The organism is Natrinema sp. CRL1 (assembly GCF_059162405.1).
The window spans coordinates 712435-730191 of the sequence record NZ_JBLVOY010000002.1 but is presented as its reverse complement, the minus strand read 5'-3'; the positions used below and the strand labels follow the sequence as shown (position 1 = coordinate 730191).

At 65.9% G+C, this 17757-nt stretch carries 15 protein-coding genes, 1 tRNA gene and 1 pseudogene; 9 read left to right on the top strand and 8 right to left on the bottom strand.

The annotated features are described in order from the left end of the window. Window positions 1-22: 22 nt before the first annotated feature. The 4 genes from ACJYUO_RS09445 to ACJYUO_RS09430 are packed head-to-tail and all read left to right on the top strand — an operon-like array spanning window position 23 to window position 3000. The gene (locus tag ACJYUO_RS09445) at window positions 23-493 is read left to right on the top strand and encodes a PTS sugar transporter subunit IIA (RefSeq protein ID WP_494345121.1); all 471 of its coding nucleotides are present in this window, start codon (window positions 23-25) and stop codon (window positions 491-493) included. After that, complete coding sequence (gene ptsH1 / locus ACJYUO_RS09440; protein WP_006431078.1) at window positions 493-786, top strand: phosphocarrier protein HPr; 294 nt, start codon at window positions 493-495, stop codon at window positions 784-786. Before ACJYUO_RS09445 ends, ptsH1 begins: the two co-directional genes overlap by 1 nt. A 4-nt stretch (window positions 787-790) precedes the next feature. Next, window positions 791-2545: a phosphoenolpyruvate--protein phosphotransferase gene (gene ptsP, locus ACJYUO_RS09435; protein WP_494345120.1), complete on the top strand. Its 1755-nt coding sequence runs from the start codon at window positions 791-793 to the stop codon at window positions 2543-2545. Next, window positions 2542-3000 carry a PTS fructose transporter subunit IIB gene (locus ACJYUO_RS09430; protein ID WP_494345119.1) on the top strand — a complete coding sequence of 153 codons (459 nt, stop codon included), beginning with the start codon at window positions 2542-2544 and terminating at the stop codon, window positions 2998-3000. The genes ptsP and ACJYUO_RS09430 overlap by 4 nt, the downstream gene beginning before the upstream one ends. A 118-nt stretch (window positions 3001-3118) precedes the next feature. Here the strand turns inward: ACJYUO_RS09430 and ACJYUO_RS09425 are convergent, their stop codons facing one another. Together ACJYUO_RS09425 and ACJYUO_RS09420 are read right to left on the bottom strand one after the other, a co-directional pair. Continuing rightward, window positions 3119-4093: a class 1 fructose-bisphosphatase gene (locus ACJYUO_RS09425; protein WP_494345118.1), complete on the bottom strand. Its 975-nt coding sequence runs from the start codon at window positions 4091-4093 to the stop codon at window positions 3119-3121. Beyond that, window positions 4090-4872: a class I fructose-bisphosphate aldolase gene (locus tag ACJYUO_RS09420; RefSeq protein WP_494345117.1), complete on the bottom strand. Its 783-nt coding sequence runs from the start codon at window positions 4870-4872 to the stop codon at window positions 4090-4092. Before ACJYUO_RS09420 ends, ACJYUO_RS09425 begins: the two co-directional genes overlap by 4 nt. A gap of 263 nt (window positions 4873-5135) precedes the next feature. Here ACJYUO_RS09420 and ACJYUO_RS09415 point away from each other — a divergent pair. After that, a pseudogene (locus ACJYUO_RS09415) lies at window positions 5136-5321 on the top strand (alpha/beta hydrolase); the annotation flags it as partial. Window positions 5322-5363: 42 nt separating this feature from the next. Here ACJYUO_RS09415 and ACJYUO_RS09410 read toward each other — a convergent pair. The 3 genes from ACJYUO_RS09410 to ACJYUO_RS09400 all read right to left on the bottom strand — a co-directional run bounded on the left by ACJYUO_RS09410 (window position 5364) and on the right by ACJYUO_RS09400 (window position 7633). Next, a complete protein-coding gene (locus ACJYUO_RS09410; protein ID WP_494345116.1) occupies window positions 5364-6215 on the bottom strand; it encodes a hypothetical protein in 852 nt (283 codons plus the stop codon). Between the two features lie 99 nt (window positions 6216-6314). Then, window positions 6315-7088, bottom strand: coding sequence for a diphthine synthase (gene dph5 / locus ACJYUO_RS09405; protein WP_494345115.1), 774 nt, complete (start codon window positions 7086-7088; stop codon window positions 6315-6317). Window positions 7089-7165: 77 nt separating this feature from the next. Continuing rightward, the gene (locus tag ACJYUO_RS09400; RefSeq protein WP_494345114.1) at window positions 7166-7633 is read right to left on the bottom strand and encodes a Rieske (2Fe-2S) protein; all 468 of its coding nucleotides are present in this window, start codon (window positions 7631-7633) and stop codon (window positions 7166-7168) included. 153 nt (window positions 7634-7786) lie between these two features. Between ACJYUO_RS09400 and ACJYUO_RS09395 the strand changes: the two genes are divergently transcribed. From ACJYUO_RS09395 to ACJYUO_RS09385, 3 genes are all read left to right on the top strand, one after another. Further along, the gene (locus ACJYUO_RS09395) at window positions 7787-8254 is read left to right on the top strand and encodes a DUF5518 domain-containing protein (RefSeq protein WP_494345113.1); all 468 of its coding nucleotides are present in this window, start codon (window positions 7787-7789) and stop codon (window positions 8252-8254) included. A 163-nt stretch (window positions 8255-8417) separates the two neighbouring features. Continuing rightward, complete coding sequence (locus ACJYUO_RS09390) at window positions 8418-9407, top strand: class I SAM-dependent methyltransferase (protein ID WP_494345112.1); 990 nt, start codon at window positions 8418-8420, stop codon at window positions 9405-9407. 110 nt (window positions 9408-9517) lie between these two features. Beyond that, a tRNA-Thr gene (locus ACJYUO_RS09385) sits at window positions 9518-9591 on the top strand. Between the two features lie 566 nt (window positions 9592-10157). On the opposite strand, the gene ACJYUO_RS09380 is transcribed toward ACJYUO_RS09385, so the two are convergent. Genes ACJYUO_RS09380 through ACJYUO_RS09370 form a run of 3 tightly spaced genes read right to left on the bottom strand, consistent with a single transcriptional unit; the run spans window position 10158 to window position 12215 of the window. Beyond that, window positions 10158-10862 carry an energy-coupling factor transporter transmembrane component T family protein gene (locus ACJYUO_RS09380; RefSeq protein WP_494345111.1) on the bottom strand — a complete coding sequence of 235 codons (705 nt, stop codon included), beginning with the start codon at window positions 10860-10862 and terminating at the stop codon, window positions 10158-10160. Between the two features lie 49 nt (window positions 10863-10911). Next, a complete protein-coding gene (locus ACJYUO_RS09375; protein WP_494345110.1) occupies window positions 10912-11616 on the bottom strand; it encodes an energy-coupling factor ABC transporter ATP-binding protein in 705 nt (234 codons plus the stop codon). An 8-nt stretch (window positions 11617-11624) separates the two neighbouring features. After that, on the bottom strand, window positions 11625-12215 hold the full coding sequence (locus tag ACJYUO_RS09370; RefSeq protein WP_494345109.1) for a biotin transporter BioY: 591 nt from the start codon (window positions 12213-12215) through the stop codon (window positions 11625-11627). A 465-nt stretch (window positions 12216-12680) separates the two neighbouring features. On the opposite strand from ACJYUO_RS09370, the gene ACJYUO_RS09365 reads away from it, so the two are divergent. After that, window positions 12681-17672 (top strand): DUF7282 domain-containing protein, encoded by a 4992-nt coding sequence (locus ACJYUO_RS09365; RefSeq protein WP_494345108.1) that lies wholly within the window; start codon window positions 12681-12683, stop codon window positions 17670-17672. Window positions 17673-17757: the final 85 nt, after the last annotated feature.

The window sequence follows — 17757 nt, the reverse complement described above, 5'->3', positions numbered from 1 at the left end:
TCAACACCATAGCGATCATACCATGACTGTGTCCGAACCCGCAATCGACGCCGTACTGACCCGCGAACTGATCACGCTCGAGGAACCGCCCGAAGAGAAGGCGTCCGCGATCGAATTCCTGCTCGACCGCGCGGTCGACGCCGGCCGCGTCACCGACCGCGAGGCGGCCCTCGAGGCGCTGCTCGCCCGCGAGGAGGAGACGACGACCGGCGTCGGCATGGGGATCGGCATCCCGCACGCGAAGACCGACGCGGTCGCCGAGCCGACCATCGTCTTCGCGCGCTCCTCGGCCGGCATCGACTTCGATGCGATGGACGACGAGCCGGCGACGCTGCTGTTTATGCTGCTCGTCCCCGCTGAGGGCGGGGACGAGCACCTCGAGCTCCTGAGTTCGCTCTCGCGAGCCCTGATGCACGACGACGTTCGCGAGCGACTCCACAAGGCCGACTCGACGGCGGCGATCGAGGAGACGATCACGGAGGCGATCGCGTGATGGAGCGCACTGTCACCGTAGTCCCCGAGGACGGACTCCACGCGCGGCCGGCCGCGACGTTCGTCGAGACGGCGACCGAATTCGACGCCGACGTGCGGGTCGCGCCGGCCGACGGGGACGAACCGGTCGACGCGGCGAGCATGCTCGCGGTGACCAGCCTCGGCGTCGCCAGCGGCGAGGACGTCCGGCTGATCGCCGAGGGCGACGACGCCGAAGCGGCGCTCGACGACCTCGAGGAACTGCTCACGACGCCCGAGACCGAGTCCGCGGCCGAATCGAGTTCGGGGACCTGAATCCATGACTCCGGAGTCCGCGCCACGAGCGCACGAGGGAACCGGCGTCACGCCGCTGTCCGACGTCGGCAGCGCCGTCTGGTACGATCCGAACGCCGACCTCGAACTCGACGAGCCGCCGGCGGCCGAGACGGTCGATCCGGAGGCCGAACGCGAGCGGTTCGAGGACGCTCGGGAGCGCGCTCGAGCGGAACTCGAGCGCGAGCGCGAACGAACCGCCGAGCGCGTCGGCGAGGACGAGGCCGCGGTGTTCGACGCCCACAAGCAGTTCGTCGACGATCCGCAGATCATCGACGACGTCGAAGCGGGTGTCGACGACGGCCTGCCAGCCGAGCACGCGGTCGAGGTCGCCTTCGAGGACCCCATCGCGCAGTTCGAGGGGATGGACGGCCGGATGGCCGAGCGCGCCGACGACCTCCGCGACGTGCGGGACCGACTGCTGCGACAGCTCACCGACGCGGATCGCGTCGACCTCGCCTCGCTGTCGACGGGGTCGGTTCTCCTCGCCGAACGCTTGACGCCGAGCGACACCGCACAGCTCGACCCCGACGGCGTCGCTGGCTTCGCGACGATCGAGGGCGGTCGAACCTCCCACGCCGCGATCTTCGCTCGCTCGCTCGGGATTCCGGCCGTCGTCGGCATTGGCGACGACCTCGAGTCGATCGACGACGGGGCCGACGTGCTGGTCGACGGCGAAGGGGGAGCAGTGATCGCCGACCCGACGCCCGACCAGCGCGAGCGCGCGGCCGGCGGCCGCGACGTCGAGATTCGCGAGGAACCGGTCGTGACGGCAGACGGGCGCTCCGTCGAGGTCGCGGCCAACGTCGGGACCCTCGGGGAACTCGAGGGTGCCGTCGCGCAGGGCGCGGACGGGATCGGCCTGTTCCGGACCGAGTTCCTCTTTCTCGACCGCGAGGCCCCGCCCGACGAGGACGAACAAGTTGAGGTCTACCGCGAGGCGCTCGCGGCGTTTCCCGACGGACGGGTCGTCGTGCGGACGCTCGATGTCGGCGGCGATAAGCCGATTCCGTATCTCGACATGCCGGACCCGGAGAACCCGTTCCTCGGCGAACGGGGGATCCGGCGGTCGCTCGGCCCCGACGCCGACCTCTTCGAAACGCAGTTGCGCGCGCTGCTCCGGGCGAACGCGGCCGAACCGGGAACCCTCTCGGTGATGTTCCCGATGGTCGCGACCGTCTCCGAACTCGAGACGGCTCTGGAGACGGTGGCGTCGGTCGCCGACGACCTCGCGTCCGAAGGGGTCGCCGACGAAATCCCGGAGCTTGGCGTGATGATCGAAACGCCGAGCGCGGCGCTGACGGCCGAGGCGCTCGCAGAACGCGTCGACTTCCTCAGTATCGGGACGAACGACCTCACGCAGTACGTGATGGCCGCAGCCCGAGAGAACGACCGCGTCGCCGAACTGCACGATCCCTGCGAGCCGGCCGTGCTCCGGGCGATCGAGCGCACCGTCGCGGCCGGTCACGCGGGCGATGCGTGGGTCGGCATGTGCGGCGAGATGGCCGGCGATCCCGACCTGACCGAACTGCTCGTTGGGCTCGGGCTCGACGAACTCAGTATGAGCGCCGTGACGATCCCCGACGTAAAGGCAAATATCACGGCGGTCGATACCACGGACGCCGAGACGCTCGCCGAGAGCGCGACGGGCGCGGCCGCGAGCGCCGCCGTCCGGGACCGCGTAGCGAACCGCGACCACGACCACAATCGAGATTCAGATTCCGACTCCAAAACACCATGAAATTCGTCGCAGTCACGTCCTGTCCGACCGGTATCGCACACAGCCAGATGGCGGCAGAGAACTTAGAACAGACGGCGCGATCGAACGGTCACGAGATTGATGTCGAGGTTCAGGGGGCCATGGGCCAGGAGAACGAACTCTCGAGCGAGGCCATCGAGGCGGCCGAGGCGGTCATCATCGCCGCGGATACCTCGGTGAACCAGGACCGCTTCGCGGACACGCCGGTCGTCGACGCGCCGGTAAAAGAGGCCGTCAACGACGCCGACGGACTCCTCGAACGCGCGGTCGAGGCGGCCGACGGTGCGACCGCGACGGCCACGACCCGAAGCGAACCGGAAGTGGAGACCGATGTCGCCGCCGGCACCGACGACGGTGAGGGTTCGGCCGACTCCGTGAAACGCGGCGGCGATCCCTCGAAAGGGCTGTTCGCTCGGCTTAAGCGGCTTCTTTCCTAACGCCGATCGGTTCGGTACGTTCGTTCTGTTCTCCGCTCGCACCGTTCGCTCGATCTCGCCGGACGCGAGTACGTCGGCCCGGTATCGACACTCGGTTCAGCGACCGACGCCGCACTCGTTACTCGCTCTCGAGGACGGATTCTATCCGACCGATCGGCTCGGGAGAGCCGACGAAGACCGGCACGCGTTCGTGCAGCCCGTTCGGGTCTCGCTGTCGGAGCCGGTTCGGTGTCGTCTCCGTGTCGGCGTCATCCTCGGCCGTGGAACCGGCGATCGCCCGGCCACCGGCGGTCTCGACGACGTGTGCGATCGGGTTCGCCTCGTACTGCAGGCGCAAGACGCCGTCCGGTCGGCGATCGGTGCCCGGATAGCAGAGCACCCCGCCGTGTTCGAGGAGCGTCACCACGTCGGCGACCGCCGCGCCGCAGTATCGCAGCCGTCGCGTGGCGCGGAACGAGTCGAAGAGGTCCAGCAGAGTCGGCGAGAGGTCGTCACGGCGGCCGGAGTATCCACAGACGCCGTCGAGCTTACCAGCACCGTCCGCGGCACGCTCGCTCGCGAGAGAGATCCGATGGGGATCGATCCGCTCACCGTCCTCATCGACCCGATACCGAACTACGTCGCCGTCGGCCGCGACGGTCATCGCGACGGTCGGCCCGAAGATCACGATCGCGCTCGCGACGAGGTCGGTACCGCGGGCCGGCAACGGCGCGTCGTAGATCCCCAAGACCGTCCCGATCGGAGCGTTCGCGGCGAGGTTGTCCGAACCGTCGAGCGGGTCAATGGCGACGCCGTATCCGTCGCCGCAGTCGAGCGCGTCGGCGCGCTCCTCGCTCGCGTACGCACCGACCACCTCGAGCGACGCGATCGCCTCGCGAAAGCGGTCGTCGAGCCACCGATCGGCCGCCGACTGATCGTCGCCAGTCGGGTTGCGGTCGTCGGTCGCCCGATCATCGTCACCGCCAGTGGCAGCGGCCGTAGCGGCGTCCCGGTGACCACGCAGACGCGGCAGTTCAGCGGGCACGTCGGCGGCGACCGCCGCGACCGCGTCCAGGATCGGGTCGTAGTCGGCGTCCGAATCGGCCACGGTCATAGCGCGTCGTCGGCCGATGTGCCCTCGAATATCACTCGCTCGAGGGCGTCGAGGATCCGTTCGGGGTTCTCTCGCTGCCAGACGTTGCGACCGACGGCGAGCCCGCCCGCACCGGCGTCCATGGCGGCTTCGACCGTCGAGAGGAACTCGTAATCGCTCGTCTTCGACCCGCCGCTCAGGACGACCCGGACATCGTCGGCCGCATCGACCGCGTGTGAAAGCGCCGCCGGACTGCGCGGGTACTTTACCTTCGCGATGTCGGCACCCAACTCGAGTCCGATCCGGGCCGCGTAGGCGATGACCTCGGGGCTGCGGTGTTCCTTGATCGCTTGACCCCGCGGATACGACCACATGGCAACGGGGAGATCGTGCTCGCGCGCTCGCTCCTGGACCGCGCGGAACTCCTCGACCATCTCCGGCTCGCGGTTCGTCCCCGGGTAGACGGTGTAGCCGATCGCGTCGGCACCGGTCTCGACGGCACTTTCGACCGACCAAGTTTGGGGCGAGTAGGGTTCGCCCTCCCAGAGACTCGAGGTTCCGTTGCACTTCGCGAGCAGCGCCACGTCGTCCTCATAGGAGGGATAGTACGTCTCGGCGAGCCCCTTCTGGACGGCCAACGCAGTGACCGCGTCGTGGGTCGCCATCTCGAACACCGTCTCCGGATCGAGCCGATCCTCGACCCCCTCGAACGCCGCCGGCCCGTGCTCGAGGCCGTGGTCGTGAGCGAGGATGAGCGATTTCCCGTTTCGACTGATCGGTGTCTCGTCGAACGCTTTCATGCACCCAATCATTCGAATACAGTGATGAATTATTTTCGGATACGATCGTTTCTGTATATAACATTCTGAATTAATATCGGCAGTGTTCACTGAGTGATATCGGTCGCACCCGATCGATCCGACAGGCCGCCGATCTCGAATCCGGGAAACGTACGGTCCCATCACGCTCGACCCGACTCCGGTTGTGAAGGCAATCCCGACGCCTATCACACTCGCCGTGATTGGGGTCGGTATGCCTCGAGACGATCAGCAAAAACGACTCGGACTGGCCCGGCGAGGATAGCTTCCCGCCCCAGCCGATGGTCGGTCAGACCTGCGCCGTCATCGAGATCGACGCCGACCGCGGCGGCGAGTTCGAGGAGGTCGTCTTCGGGAACACGGGTCACACGTCACACATCGAAGTTCCCGGTGACTTTCTCGATCGACTCGAGTCAGTCGTGGACGGCTGAGATGGGACGATGTGATCGCCGCGATTTGCAGGGCGGTCCGATCTACGACCTCGTGTTTCGCGCCGGGGCCGCATCCGCCGCTTGCTCTTCGTCGGCCCGCTCCTCCTGTGCTTCGTCATTGGCTCCTTCGCTGCGCATCGATCGCAGCGTCGACAGTCCGCGCTTCCGGGTCACCCCTTTCGAGATCCTGACGCCGTCGAACGTGCCCTCCCACCGGTCGTCGCTCGCGCCGAGGTGATCCATGTAGTACGCGAAAGCGCCGAGCCACAGCAGAACTGCCGTAAGCGCGATGAACGCGACCGCCGAGACGAGAGTCGACGGACCGAGCGCGCCGGCCGCGATGCCGGCGACGACGTAGACGAACGAGGCGATCACCATGAGGACCGTGACCGTCGCGAACATGTCGTTGACCGCCGTCACTCGAGCGTTGTACTCGATCCACCGCCCGTAGCTCCGGAGCAACCGCACCTCGAATCTGTCTGCGTGGGCTTCGGGACCGACTCGAGCCGTCGCGAGCGCGGCGTCGACCGCGTCGCCGTCGATACCACCCCGGAGGTTCGAGGCCGTGTACGTCACACCGGCGAGTCCAGTCGAGACCAACAGGAGGAGCGCGCTCGCGATCGTGTACGAGTTGACGAACGGAGCGATATCGAGGTCAGTTTGGACGACGATCGACCCACCGGTAACGACCAGCCCGATCAACAGGAGATTCGCCTTCAGGATCTCGATAGCCTTCTCGTCGATTTCCCGAACGCGCTCGACCTGGTAGTCGAACGTCGTCCGAAGCTCCTCGCGGGCCAATTCGAACGTCTCCCGATCGAAGTCTCCCCGCTGGTCGGCTGTGTCCGCCCCGTCCAAGCGAGTCGCGTCGTCCGTGCCCTCCGGACCGCTCATAGGCCACCCTTTCTCGCTCCCGCCGTAAATCTGCCGGCGTTCGGGTTCGAACGGAATACCGTCTCGAGGCGGAGAGTTTCGATCATCGGCTCGACGGTCTCAGGCAATTCGAAGACTCTTGCGATCCGCACCGGCCAGTTCGACCAGCGCATCGGCCTCGAGCAGGTGACACTCGCCCGGGACGACGAGCAAGTGCAGCGGATCGCCGAACTCCCGGTCCGCAAGTTCGGCCATGGTCCCGGCCTCGACGAGTGGGTCGGGGCTGCCCGCGCGGGCGACGACGACGCCCGCGAGGTCGGGATACTCCTCGGCGATCAGTTCCGCACCGACGTCGGCGGTCATGTACTCCTCGCGCTCCGCTTTAATATCGAGGTAGACGACGGTGTGGAGCCCGTCGTCCCGATTGTCCTCGATCGTTTCGGTCACGCTCGCGGGGAGTCCGTCGGCACCGTGGGCGTAGGGAAACGGCAGCGTCGTCGCCTTGCCGAACCGGTAGTTCTGCAACCCCGTCAGCGAGCTAGTCGCGGTCTGAGCGGTGACGCCGTGGATCACGCGCGTTTCGATGCCGCGGTCGTGGGCCCGCAGCCGCAGGTCGACGTGAGTCGTCGAGATCATCGTATCTCCGGCCGTCAGGAAGGCGATATCTTCGGTTTCGGCCGCCGCGAGCATGTCGTCGGGTTCCTGTTCGACGCCCGCGCGGTCCCGAACCTCGATCTCGATGTCGTGGGCGGCCTCGAGGTCGTCGACCGTCGTGCCGATCAGTTTGCTGGTGTAGAACTCGGCGTAGACGCGGTCGGCCGCCTGCAGGGCGTCCCGACCCTCGACGGTGATCGAGCGCTCGTCGTAGAGACCGAGGCCGATGAACGTGAGCATAGCCGTCCGTAGTCGTAGCGCTCGGAATACGTTTTCGAGACGACTCGAATTCCGTGCCGACCCGTTCGCCGCCGCGGTCAGAATCCGATGTGCGATGTCGACGAGGGACCGTCGTCCTCGTCGTTCTCGTCGTCGATCCCACCCTCGTGAGCGAACGTAACGTGGTTGTCGGTTAGATAGACGACGCCGTCGTCGACCGTGACCTCGATCGACGGCAGCGTCGTGTCGGCAGCGTCGCCGTTATCGCAGTAGCCCGAACAGGAGTCAAACATCGAGCCGTGTTTCGGACAGATGATCTGCCCGTCGCGCATCGCCGCGCCCCGGCCAGTATCGAAACGCTGGGCCTCGTGAGTGCACCGGTTGATCCACGCCTCGATGCCGTCGTCGTCCGCAGACTGACTGCTTGTCGAGCTCTGCCTAATATCGTCCTCACAGGGAACGAGGATTACCTCGTCCGGTTCGCCGTACTGATCCCGAATCGTGAACAGCCACGATCGATTCTCGTGGACCGTCTCGACGGTTGTGAGTCGCGTTCGTCCGCTCATTTCGAGACGGGTAGGCACGCCGAACGGAAAACGTGTCCGATGGTACCGATCTAATGGACGGCACACGACGTGGCTCGGTCCTTCCGAACAATGCGGTCTCTCTGCTCGAACGAGACAAAAGAATTAACCGTCGAGTTGTCACTCGTTCTACGTATGTCTCCACTCCAGAACGTCCGACACGACGTACGCGACGAGCAGTTCCGGACCGCGGTTTTCCTCGGGGCCGCGTCGATCCCGTTTACCATCGGAGTCAACTGGCTATTGCGTCCCGAGACGCTCTCGGGAACAACCCTCTTCCTTGCGTGCGTGATTTCGGGCTATCTCGCCAAATCACAGGCGGTCAGTCCGACCCGTTCGGGCACGGTAACCGGTGCAATTGGCGGGATTCCACTCGTGCTCTGGCAGACCGGGACGACGGTACTCGAGTGGTGGAGCCATCCGGCCCTCGTCGATGCCGCCGGAAATTCGTGGCTACTAGCTGTGATCGCGGCGGGCGCAGGAGCCAGTACCGCCGTTATTCTGGCCGTTATTCTGCTGGTAGTCGGTCGGATCGCCGGATTCGTCGGCGGGTGGCTAAACAACCGGATCGATATACCATCGAAATTCGGCTTGACGGCCTAGTTGCGATAGTTCTTCGCTGGCACAGTTTCACGTCGGAGTGTCGACTGTGTCGTTTGCCGAACGGTCCACATTTCGTATAGCGATAACTAGTATACGCTCCTGGTCGGGCTCGAGTCGCCCGCGAAAACGCCAGCGTTACGGCGGGCCGCGGGTCAGTTCGACTATGGAAGTCCCGTGTGTCCGCGTCGCGCTCGAACACGGCGAAGCGACGCGTGCGGCGCTGGCCGACGCGGACCTGATCGACGACGGATACGAAATCGCCGTCGAGGACGGCCGGATCTACATTCCGATCGCCGACCCCGATGGGGTACGAGACGCACTCGAGGACCCCGAAATCGTTCCACGGACGGTTGCCGAACGCGAGAGCCAGACCACGCCCGCCGACCTCCTCTCGTTCGACCCGACCTACGAGCGACTCGGGCGAGCCGCGCTCATCGACGAGGACGATCCCGAGCGCGCGCGGGCGATCGCCGACGCCATCCTCGAGTCCGATCTCCCCGTCGAAACGGTGTTGAACAAGGCCTCGAAGGTCAAAGGCGAGACGCGGGTCCGGGATTGGGAGCTGCTCGCGGGCGAGAACACCGAAGTCGTCCACCGCGAGTACGGCTGTGAGTTCCTGCTGGATCTCGCCGACGTATACTTCTCGCCGCGGCTCGCGACCGAACGCCACCGCGTGGCACAACAGGTGACGGCGGGCGAGCGGGCCGTCGACATGTTCGCGGGCGTCGGTCCCTTCGTCGTCCCCTTCGCCAAACGCGGGGCGGAGTGTGTCGGCGTCGATATCAACCCCGAAGCCATCGAGTACCTCCGCGAGAACGCGCGCCGAAACGGCGTCGACGAGCGCGTGACCGCGATCAATGACGATGTCCGCAAGGTCGCCGTCGACTACGAAAACTGGGCGGACCGAATCGTGATGAACCTGCCCCACAGCGCCGACGAGTTCCTCGAGTCGGCCGTTATCCTCGCTGGCGACGACTGTACGATCCACTATTACGATATCCAACACGAGGACGACCCTTTCGGCCCGGGCGAACGCGCGATCCGCGCGGCCGCCGAACCCGACTACGATGTCACGGTCGAAACCCGCCACACGGTCCGGTCGTACGCCCCACACGAACTGAACGTCTGTCTGGACGTCCGACTCGAGCGATAAGGGCCTTCAGGGTTGGTTCTCGAGGCGCGTAACACCCTCACACGACCGGATCGATTCGCAACCCTTATGGCCGATATCGGCCCTACGAATAAACGCACTCGAAGCGACGTGCCGGTGTAGCTCAGACTGGCAGAGCGAATCCTTCGTAAGGATTAGGTCGAGGGTTCAAATCCCTCCACCGGCTTTCCTTTTGTGACGAACATCCGTGAGGAGCAAAGCAAGCTGTGGAGGATTTGAACCAGGGAGAAGCTTCGCTCCGACCGTGGTTCACGATCCTCCCTACCGGCTTAAATCCTCAGATTCAAAGCTTCTACCTGCAGGTATCGGACGTGATCGGGAGGAGAGTCATCGCTTAAGTCTTGGCTCAGCGACTCGCGTGAGACGGTAATCGAATGCCGACTGCAATCGCAATTGCATAGTAGCGACTGCAAGTCATTGTACACCAGATCGCACGACTGCGTTGCGATCAGTGTGTAAATCGTTTCAGTCGCCACGATAGTCTAGAGCGGAAGTACGGAGAGTACAGCCCTGTTTTGCCGTCTCGGATGGGGTAGGGGAGGGCTACCTGCAACACTGATAAATCAAATATGACGATATCAAATAGCGCTAAACGGAAATTCTACTGTAGTATGGCTATTTGGAACGGAACGACCTCAAGTCCGCCGGACAGCGGAGACATCGCTCGAGTCGCACGGCGGTTCAATCCACCGGTTCGCGGGCGTCAGTAGGCAATCAAAGCCGAGCGCCCAGTCAATAGAACGCGGACAGTGCGAGGACGACGGCGAAAACGAGGACGGGGTAGTCGGCCCGCGAAAAGGAAAGCACCGGCAGCGTCGGGTTCCACGCGAAACAGCGAGCCTGTAGTGCAAGCGAAAGGCGATCGGCCCGATCGAACGCTCGCGTCAGCCCGAGGATGGCGACCGTGCTGGCGCGGTCGACCACACCGCGTTCGGTTCCCAGCCGAGCGGCCATCGCCTCGCGGATCGTCCGGAGGTCACTCTGGAGGACGGGCAGGAATCGAAAGACGAGCGCGACGCCGATACCGAGTAGCTGGCCCGGTTTCCCGGGAACCGTTCGCTGAATCGCCGCTCGAGAGTCCCGAACTGGCGTCGAACGCACGTAGGCGGCGCTGACGAGCAAGATGAGCAGGACCCGATAGCTCGCCAGTCCCGACGCGATGGCAGCGGATCGGTCGACCCAGGGCGGGCCGAACGCGACCCCCGAAATGAGGGGTGCGAGCGCGAGGATGAACAGGGCAAAGCGGTAAGCGACGAGGGTGCGGCGAAGCGAGACGTTCGCCGCGACCAACGCGATCGCGGTCAGCGCGGAGAGCACGAGCAGCGCGCGCGGCGTCGGATGTGCCAGCGCGGTGGCGGCGAACCCGATCTGGACCGCCAGTTTGGTGCGAGGGTCCAGTCGGTGGGCGACCGTCTCGTCGGGTTCGAAGGTCAGCATCGTTCCCCTCCCACGGACTGCGTCGCTCGCTGCGATTCGTCCCGTCCGGTCATCGGTCTGGAACGCGAACCGCGAGGTCTTCGAGGTCCCCCAGTACGTCCTCGAGCGGTCCGTCGACGGCGACGCGCCCGTCTCGCATGGCGATGACGCGATCCGCGAGCGCGGACACGTCTCGGAGGTCGTGGGTCGTGAGCAAGATTCCGGTGCCGTTGGCCGACAGCGACTCGAGTCGCTCGAGCACCGATCGGCGCGCGGGTTCGTCGAGCCCGGTGAAGGGTTCGTCGAGGACGAGGTGAGTGGGATCCATCGCGAGCGCGCCGGCGATCGCGACGCGGGACTGCTCGCCGCCGGAGAGCGTCTCGATTCGGTCGTCGTCCCGGCCGGCCATGTTGACCGCCTCGAGCGCGGCCGCGACGCGGCGGTCGATCTCCTCGCGTTCCAGACCGAGGTTCTCCGGCCCGAAGGCGACGTCCGCGCCGACGGTGGCGGCGACGAACTGGTCGCGAGGGTGTTGGAACACCATCCCGACGCTCGAGCGGGCGGCGATCAGGTCGTCCGCGACGGGCGTCTCATCGACGAGGACCGCGCCGGAGTCGGGGGTTAGCAGGCCGTTGCAGTGGCGCAACAGCGTCGTCTTCCCGCTGCCGTTTGCCCCTGCGAGCAGGATGAACTCGCCGTCGTCGATCGTCAGCGACACGTCCTCGAGAACGGGGACGCCCTCGAACGCGTGGGAGACCGATTGAAACTCGATCATCAGTGCGGTTACGAATTGACAGGCGTGAGCCGGCCGGCCTTGACGATGGCGATCGCCGTAGCCATCTTGAGGATCTCGCCGGGGATATACGGGAGAGCGCCGAGGGTGACGGCTTCCCATGCACCCAGGTCGAGGAGCCAGGCCATGTACGCCGTCCCCATTCCGTAGATGACGATCGTCGCTATCACGAGCGCGACGACGAGTACCGGGACTGAAATGTCACGGAGATCCCGCAGCGACGTTCCGCGGTGAACGACCGCTCCGATCAGCGCCGCGGCGACCGGATACGACCACAGGTACCCGCCCGTGTTTCCGACAAGAACCCCGAATCCACCGTTCATACCGGCGAACACCGGCAGTCCGATCCCACCTGCGACGAGATAGATGAGAACGGAGATGCTCCCCCAGACCGGGCCTAAGACGAGTCCAGCGAGGAAGACGAACAGGACTTGGAGCGTGATCGGCGGTGCCCCGGGAAGCGGGACGGGGATCGTTATCAGTACCGATGCGGCCATGAGCGCCGCAAGCATTGCTGCCCGAGCGAACTGCCGGACGACGGCGTCATCGACGGGATCGACCGCATTCCGTTCCGTTGCCATACACCCGCTCTCTCGTAAACCAGAATCAATACTTCGGTTTCCGAGGTTGTCGGATCGACTGTTGACACGTTTGCTCGAACCGCAGCTCGAATCGGATCGACGCGACCGGCCGAAACAATGCGCTTCCTCACAGACGCACGGAGAGTTCGGCTATCGCGGGTCGCGCGGTAAACAGCCTCTTTCGCGTCGGTTCCCGTTGTTTCCGTTCGCTGTTCGAAACAAAACCGCGAGTAATAGCCAATTGTCTCGGCTCGCTAACTGAAACGACCGGCGTCCTTATGCACGAATTCCACCCCGTGGTGGGAAAATGCGATCCGGTAGGACGAAGTCCGACAATTCGGGGTATCAGACAGTAGATCTGGAGTTCCAACGCGGAGCGTATGGAACTGAAACTGCAATCGAACGGTGGGGGTCTGACGGGCGTGTAGTCCGCAGCGGAGAGGCTCGCGGCCCGGGGGGCGAGCGATGAATCGACGCCGAACGACAGTCGCCGTCGTTCTGATTGCGGCCGCGATGGTCGGAAGTGTCGTCGCGCTGCCGCTACTCGGCGGCGGCCTCGGACCGATCGGCGCGGACGACGAGAATATCGACGCGGCCGCTGCAGCGTCGCCCGAAGACGGCTCGCAGGCCGCGTTGCAGGCAAACGGTAGTCAGGAGGGAGCACAATCGGCGACCGACTCTGCCTTCGAACTGGTGACCCTAGAGCCGCCCGCGATAGCTGGTGAGTCCACTGGCGCGGACGAGACGAACGAACAGGTCGCGGCCCAAGGGGACCACGAGGACGCCGTCGAAACGGGCGTCGACGAGGGGATCGCGCTCGTGCAGTCCCAAGGCGTCGAGGTGACCCAGGAACAGCGAGCGGCAGCGCTCGAGGGCGCACGGGAATCTGCCGCCCAATACCAGACCGTCGAGGCCGAGCAGGTCCAAGCGGCGACGAAGGGTGCCGTCCACGGCGCGCTGATTCAGGAGCAGTCGGCGAACGTAACCCAAATCCAGTACGCGGTCGGCGGCGCGACCGGCGGCGGGCTCTCCCAATCGCAGTCGGTAAACGCGACCCAACTACAGAGCGCGACCTGGGGCGCGGCACACGGTGCGGTCGCCCAGAGCCAGCGCGTGAGCGTCGAGCAGATGCAGGTCGCGACCAACGGCGCGGCCGCGGGTGCCGCGAGCGAGGCCGGCGCGAAAGATATCGGAACGGTATCGAAGATTCAGGAAGCTGCACAGGGATCGGCCTACGGCGTCCTAACGCAGTACCAGTCGATATCGGTCGAGCAGCGCCAACGGGTGACACTCGAGCACGTCCAGCATGCGGCAGCGGGCGCGGCCGCCGGCTCGCTCGAGGGGAGTGCGAACGCCGTACTCGAGCAAGAACAGCGCGTCGAGGCCGAGCAGCGCCAGCGCGTGACGATCAAGCAGGTTCAGAAGGCCGCGGCCGGGGCGGCGAAGGGCGCGCTCGTCCAGGAACAAGAGGTTTCGGTCGAGCAGACCCAAGCGACGGCCCGCGGCGCGAGCCGGGGATCGCTGACACAGATCCAGTCGATCAGCATCGAGCAAGTCCAGCGGATTTCGATCACTCAGGTCCAAGAGGCCTCCTTCGGGGCGGCGAAGGGAGCGATCTCTCAGAGTCAGGAAGCGACCGTCGAACAGATCCAGGCGGCCGCTGACGGCGGGGCGGGCGGCGCGCTCGTCCAGCGACAGACGGTGTCAGTCACGCAGGTCCAGGCCGCCGCGACCGGGGCCGCACAGGGCGCGGTTACCAGCGCGATCCAGCGACAGGAGGTCACCGTCGAGCAGGTCCAGGCCGCCGCGTTCGGGGCGAGTGAGGGCGCGGTGTCCCAGACACAGATCGCCGACGTGACACAGGTCCAGCGCCTCGCGAGCGGCGGTGCGAGCGGTGCGCTCGTCCAGTCACAGGAAGCGTCGATCACGCAGATCCAGACGGCGGCCCGAAGCGCCTGCGAAGAGACGGCTCGAGCGGTCCAGTCACAGCAGATCAGCATCACGCAACTCCAGTCCGTAACGGCGGAGACCGCGGCCGACGCGACCGCCTACGCGATTCAGGAGAATACCGACGACGTGACCGTGATCTCCCAGTACGTCGAGGTCGAAGTCGTCCAGCGAATCGAAACGATCGACCGGCTCGAGGGCGAGGCCGCGATCGATTTCTCCGATCAAACGAGCAACGGCGAACAGGTGACGGTCGAGGACGTGTCGCTCTCGGAGGGCGGTTTCGTGGCCGTCTACAGCGGAGTCGCGGTCGACGCCGATCCCGACGATGTCGTCGGCGTCTCGAGCTTTCTCGAGGCCGGCGAGCACGAGAACGTGACGATCGACCTCGACGAGCCGCTGAACGAGAGCGGGCCGCTCGTGGCGGTCGCCCACCACGATACGAACGACGACGAGGCGTTCGACTACGTCGAGTCCGACGGTGAGGACGACGTGCCGTACGTCACCGGCAGCGGAGCGCCGGTGCTCGACGCCGCGTTCGTGACGGTGACCGACGAGTCGGACGAACCCGACGCGGAACCCAACGCGACGCTGTCGGTGGCCGATCAGGAAGGCGACGGACAAACGCTGACCGTCGACGAGGCGAACGCGTCGGTCCCCTACACCGTGACCGCGACGTACGACGGGGAGACGGTCGAGAGCGATGCGTTCGCGGCCGGCGAGGCGGTGACGGATCTCGGCCTCGACCTCGAGCCGCCACTCGAGACGAATGCATCCGTCGATGTCTCGGTTGTCGGCGACGACGGGACAGTCCTCGAGAACGAGACGATCGAGTACACCGTCGCGAACGGGACGAACGACACCGACACCGTCGACTCCGCGCCGGAGGCCGAAGGGATGCTCACCGTCGTCGATTACAACATCGACGTCGCGGCGGAGAATTCGACGGAGGAGTACGTCGTCCTCGAGAACACGGGGAACCGCACGCTCGATCTCTCGGGGTGGACGCTGCAGGACCGCGTTGACGAGGGCGTCGTCGAGGGTGCGGGGTACGACCCGCTGTCGTTCCCCGAGGGCTTCACCCTCGGACCCGGCGAGAGCGTCACGGTCATCACGGGTCCCGGTGAGAACACGACGGACACCCTCCACTGGGACATCGAAACCCCGGTGTGGAACGCCTCCGGAGACGACGTCGTCGTTCTCGACGGCGAGGGCACTGTCGTCCTCGAGCAGTCGATCGGCGCGGAGCAACCCGACGAGCCGGAGGCAACCCTGTCGGTCGACGATCAGGAGGGTGACGGCGAGATCCTCGAGATCGACGCGGCGAGTGCGACCGTCCCGTACGTCGTGACGGCCGAGTACGACGGCGAACGCGTCGACAGCGAACAGTTCGAGGCCAACGAGACGATCGTAGAGGAGCGCCTCAATCTCGAGCCGCCCCTCGAGGAGAACGCGACGGTCAACGTCTCCGTTCGCGCCGCGGCGGACGACGCGGCGCTGGCGACCGAATCGATCGAGTACGCGGTCGTCGAGCCGGATCCCGGGGCACCGACGGCGAACCTCTCGGTCGCCGATCAGGTAGGCGACGGCGAGACGCTCACCGTCACCTCGGCCAACGCGTCCGTCGAGTACGCGCTGACCATCACCGACGAGAACGGGACCCAACTCGCCGAAAGCGAGTCGTTCGCGGCCAACGAGACGATCGGCCCGACGGAGTTCGACCTCGAGCCGCCCCTCGAGGCGAATTCGACGCTCAACGTCTCAGTCGTCGCGACTGAGGACGGAACGGCCCTCGAGACTGACGCCGTCGAGTACACGGTCGACGGCGACCTCGCGGACTTCGATGTCGAGTTCGCGAGCTGTTCGCGTGCGGTCATCGACGCCTCGCTCGAGGACGGCGATCAGGTCGCCGCGAGCACTGGCTTCTACGATCAGGCCGGCTTCGGGAACACCATCATCGAGGATTCCGTCGCGGTCGGCGAGGACGTCGAGGCCCCGTTTAACGGGACGATCGTCTTCGAGATCGGCGACGAGCGCAACGTGACGACCGACGGCGACGAGGTGACCGTCGCAGTGCCCGATTACGGCACCTTCGGGACGTACATCTCCGGGATCAGTTCGCCGGAGGCGGTCCCCTTCGCGTCGATCGACTACGCGAACCCCGACGCGCGGACGTGCGCCGAAGAGGCCCGGCCGGACCTGCCGTCGCTGTCGGTCGAGGAGACGACGCCCGTCGACGGCGGTGATGCCATCAACGTGACCTTCGGCTACGAGAACCCGAACGACGCGACGATGAGCGGAAACAGCGAGTTCGTCGAGGGGACCACGAGCGACGAGCCGCCGACCGAGTTAGCGCCCGGCGAGAATGCGTTCACCGTCGAGTGGACGCCCGAGAGCGACGACGAACGGCTCGTCTGGCAGGTCGACTTCGCGAACTACGGCTACGACGAGCCCGTGACCGCTGCAACGCCGACCGCCGGCGAGATCCAGCCGGACGACCCCGTGGCGTTCGACGTCTCGAGCCCTGAGACGAACAGTCCGGTCGAACAGGGTGAGCAACTCGCGGTCGAAGCCGACGTACAGAACACCGGCGGCGACGCGGGCACGCAAACCATCTCGCTCGCGGTCGGCGAGACCGTGGTCGACTCCGAATCCGTCTCGCTCGAGGCCGGTGAGAACCAGACCGTCTCGTTCACCGCCGGAACCGACGACCTCGAGCCCGGCGAGTACCCGCTCGAGGTCTCGAGCGAGAACGAGACGGCCGAGACGACGGTGACCGTCGAGGAAAGCGGCGAGCCGGCGACGTTCGCCGTGACCGATATCGCAGCGCCCGAGACCGGCGATCCCGGCGAGGAGGCGACCGTGACGGCGACGATCGAGAATCAGGGCGATCTCGAGGGGACCCAGACGGTGACCTACAGCGTCGACGGCCAGCCGGTCGCCGAGGAGACCGTGACGCTCGCGGGCGGGGAGTCGGACGAAATTCAGTTTTCGTCGCCGCTGCCCGAGGGGACCTCGACGCACGCGATCGCAACCGATGACGAGCAGGCGTCGGTGACGATCGAAGCGACCGCAACGGGGACCGCAGAGTCGGACGGCGGCGCGGAACCGGGCGACGGAGCGGAGACGGGTGAGGCGGACGAGCCAACCGAGCCGACGCCACCGTCGGAGCAGCCCGACGAATCGGGACCGGTCGAAGAGCCGCCAGCGGAGCAGCCCGACCAACCGGAATCGCCGGAAGAGCCGCCGACGGAGTCGGCACAACCGGACGATCCCGGCACGGACGACGAAGCCGATACCGCGCCCGTGGAGTCAGAGCAGACCGAGACGCCCGACGGCGGGGATGAGGGTACGGCCGAACCACCCACAGAAGACGCGCCGAACGAACAGCCGGAGGGAACGGCGGCCCCTTCAGAGACGGACGGCCCGAGCACTGGAGCGGATAGTGACTCCGCCGAAGCCGCCGACGGGACGGCGGATACCGGAAACGAAACCGCCGGTGCCGGATAGCAACCGACGCCTCGGTTCCGGCGCGGTGCTGACGGACAGCGCTACCACTCGGCGAGAATGAGACGTGAAGAAGTCGGTGCAGAGA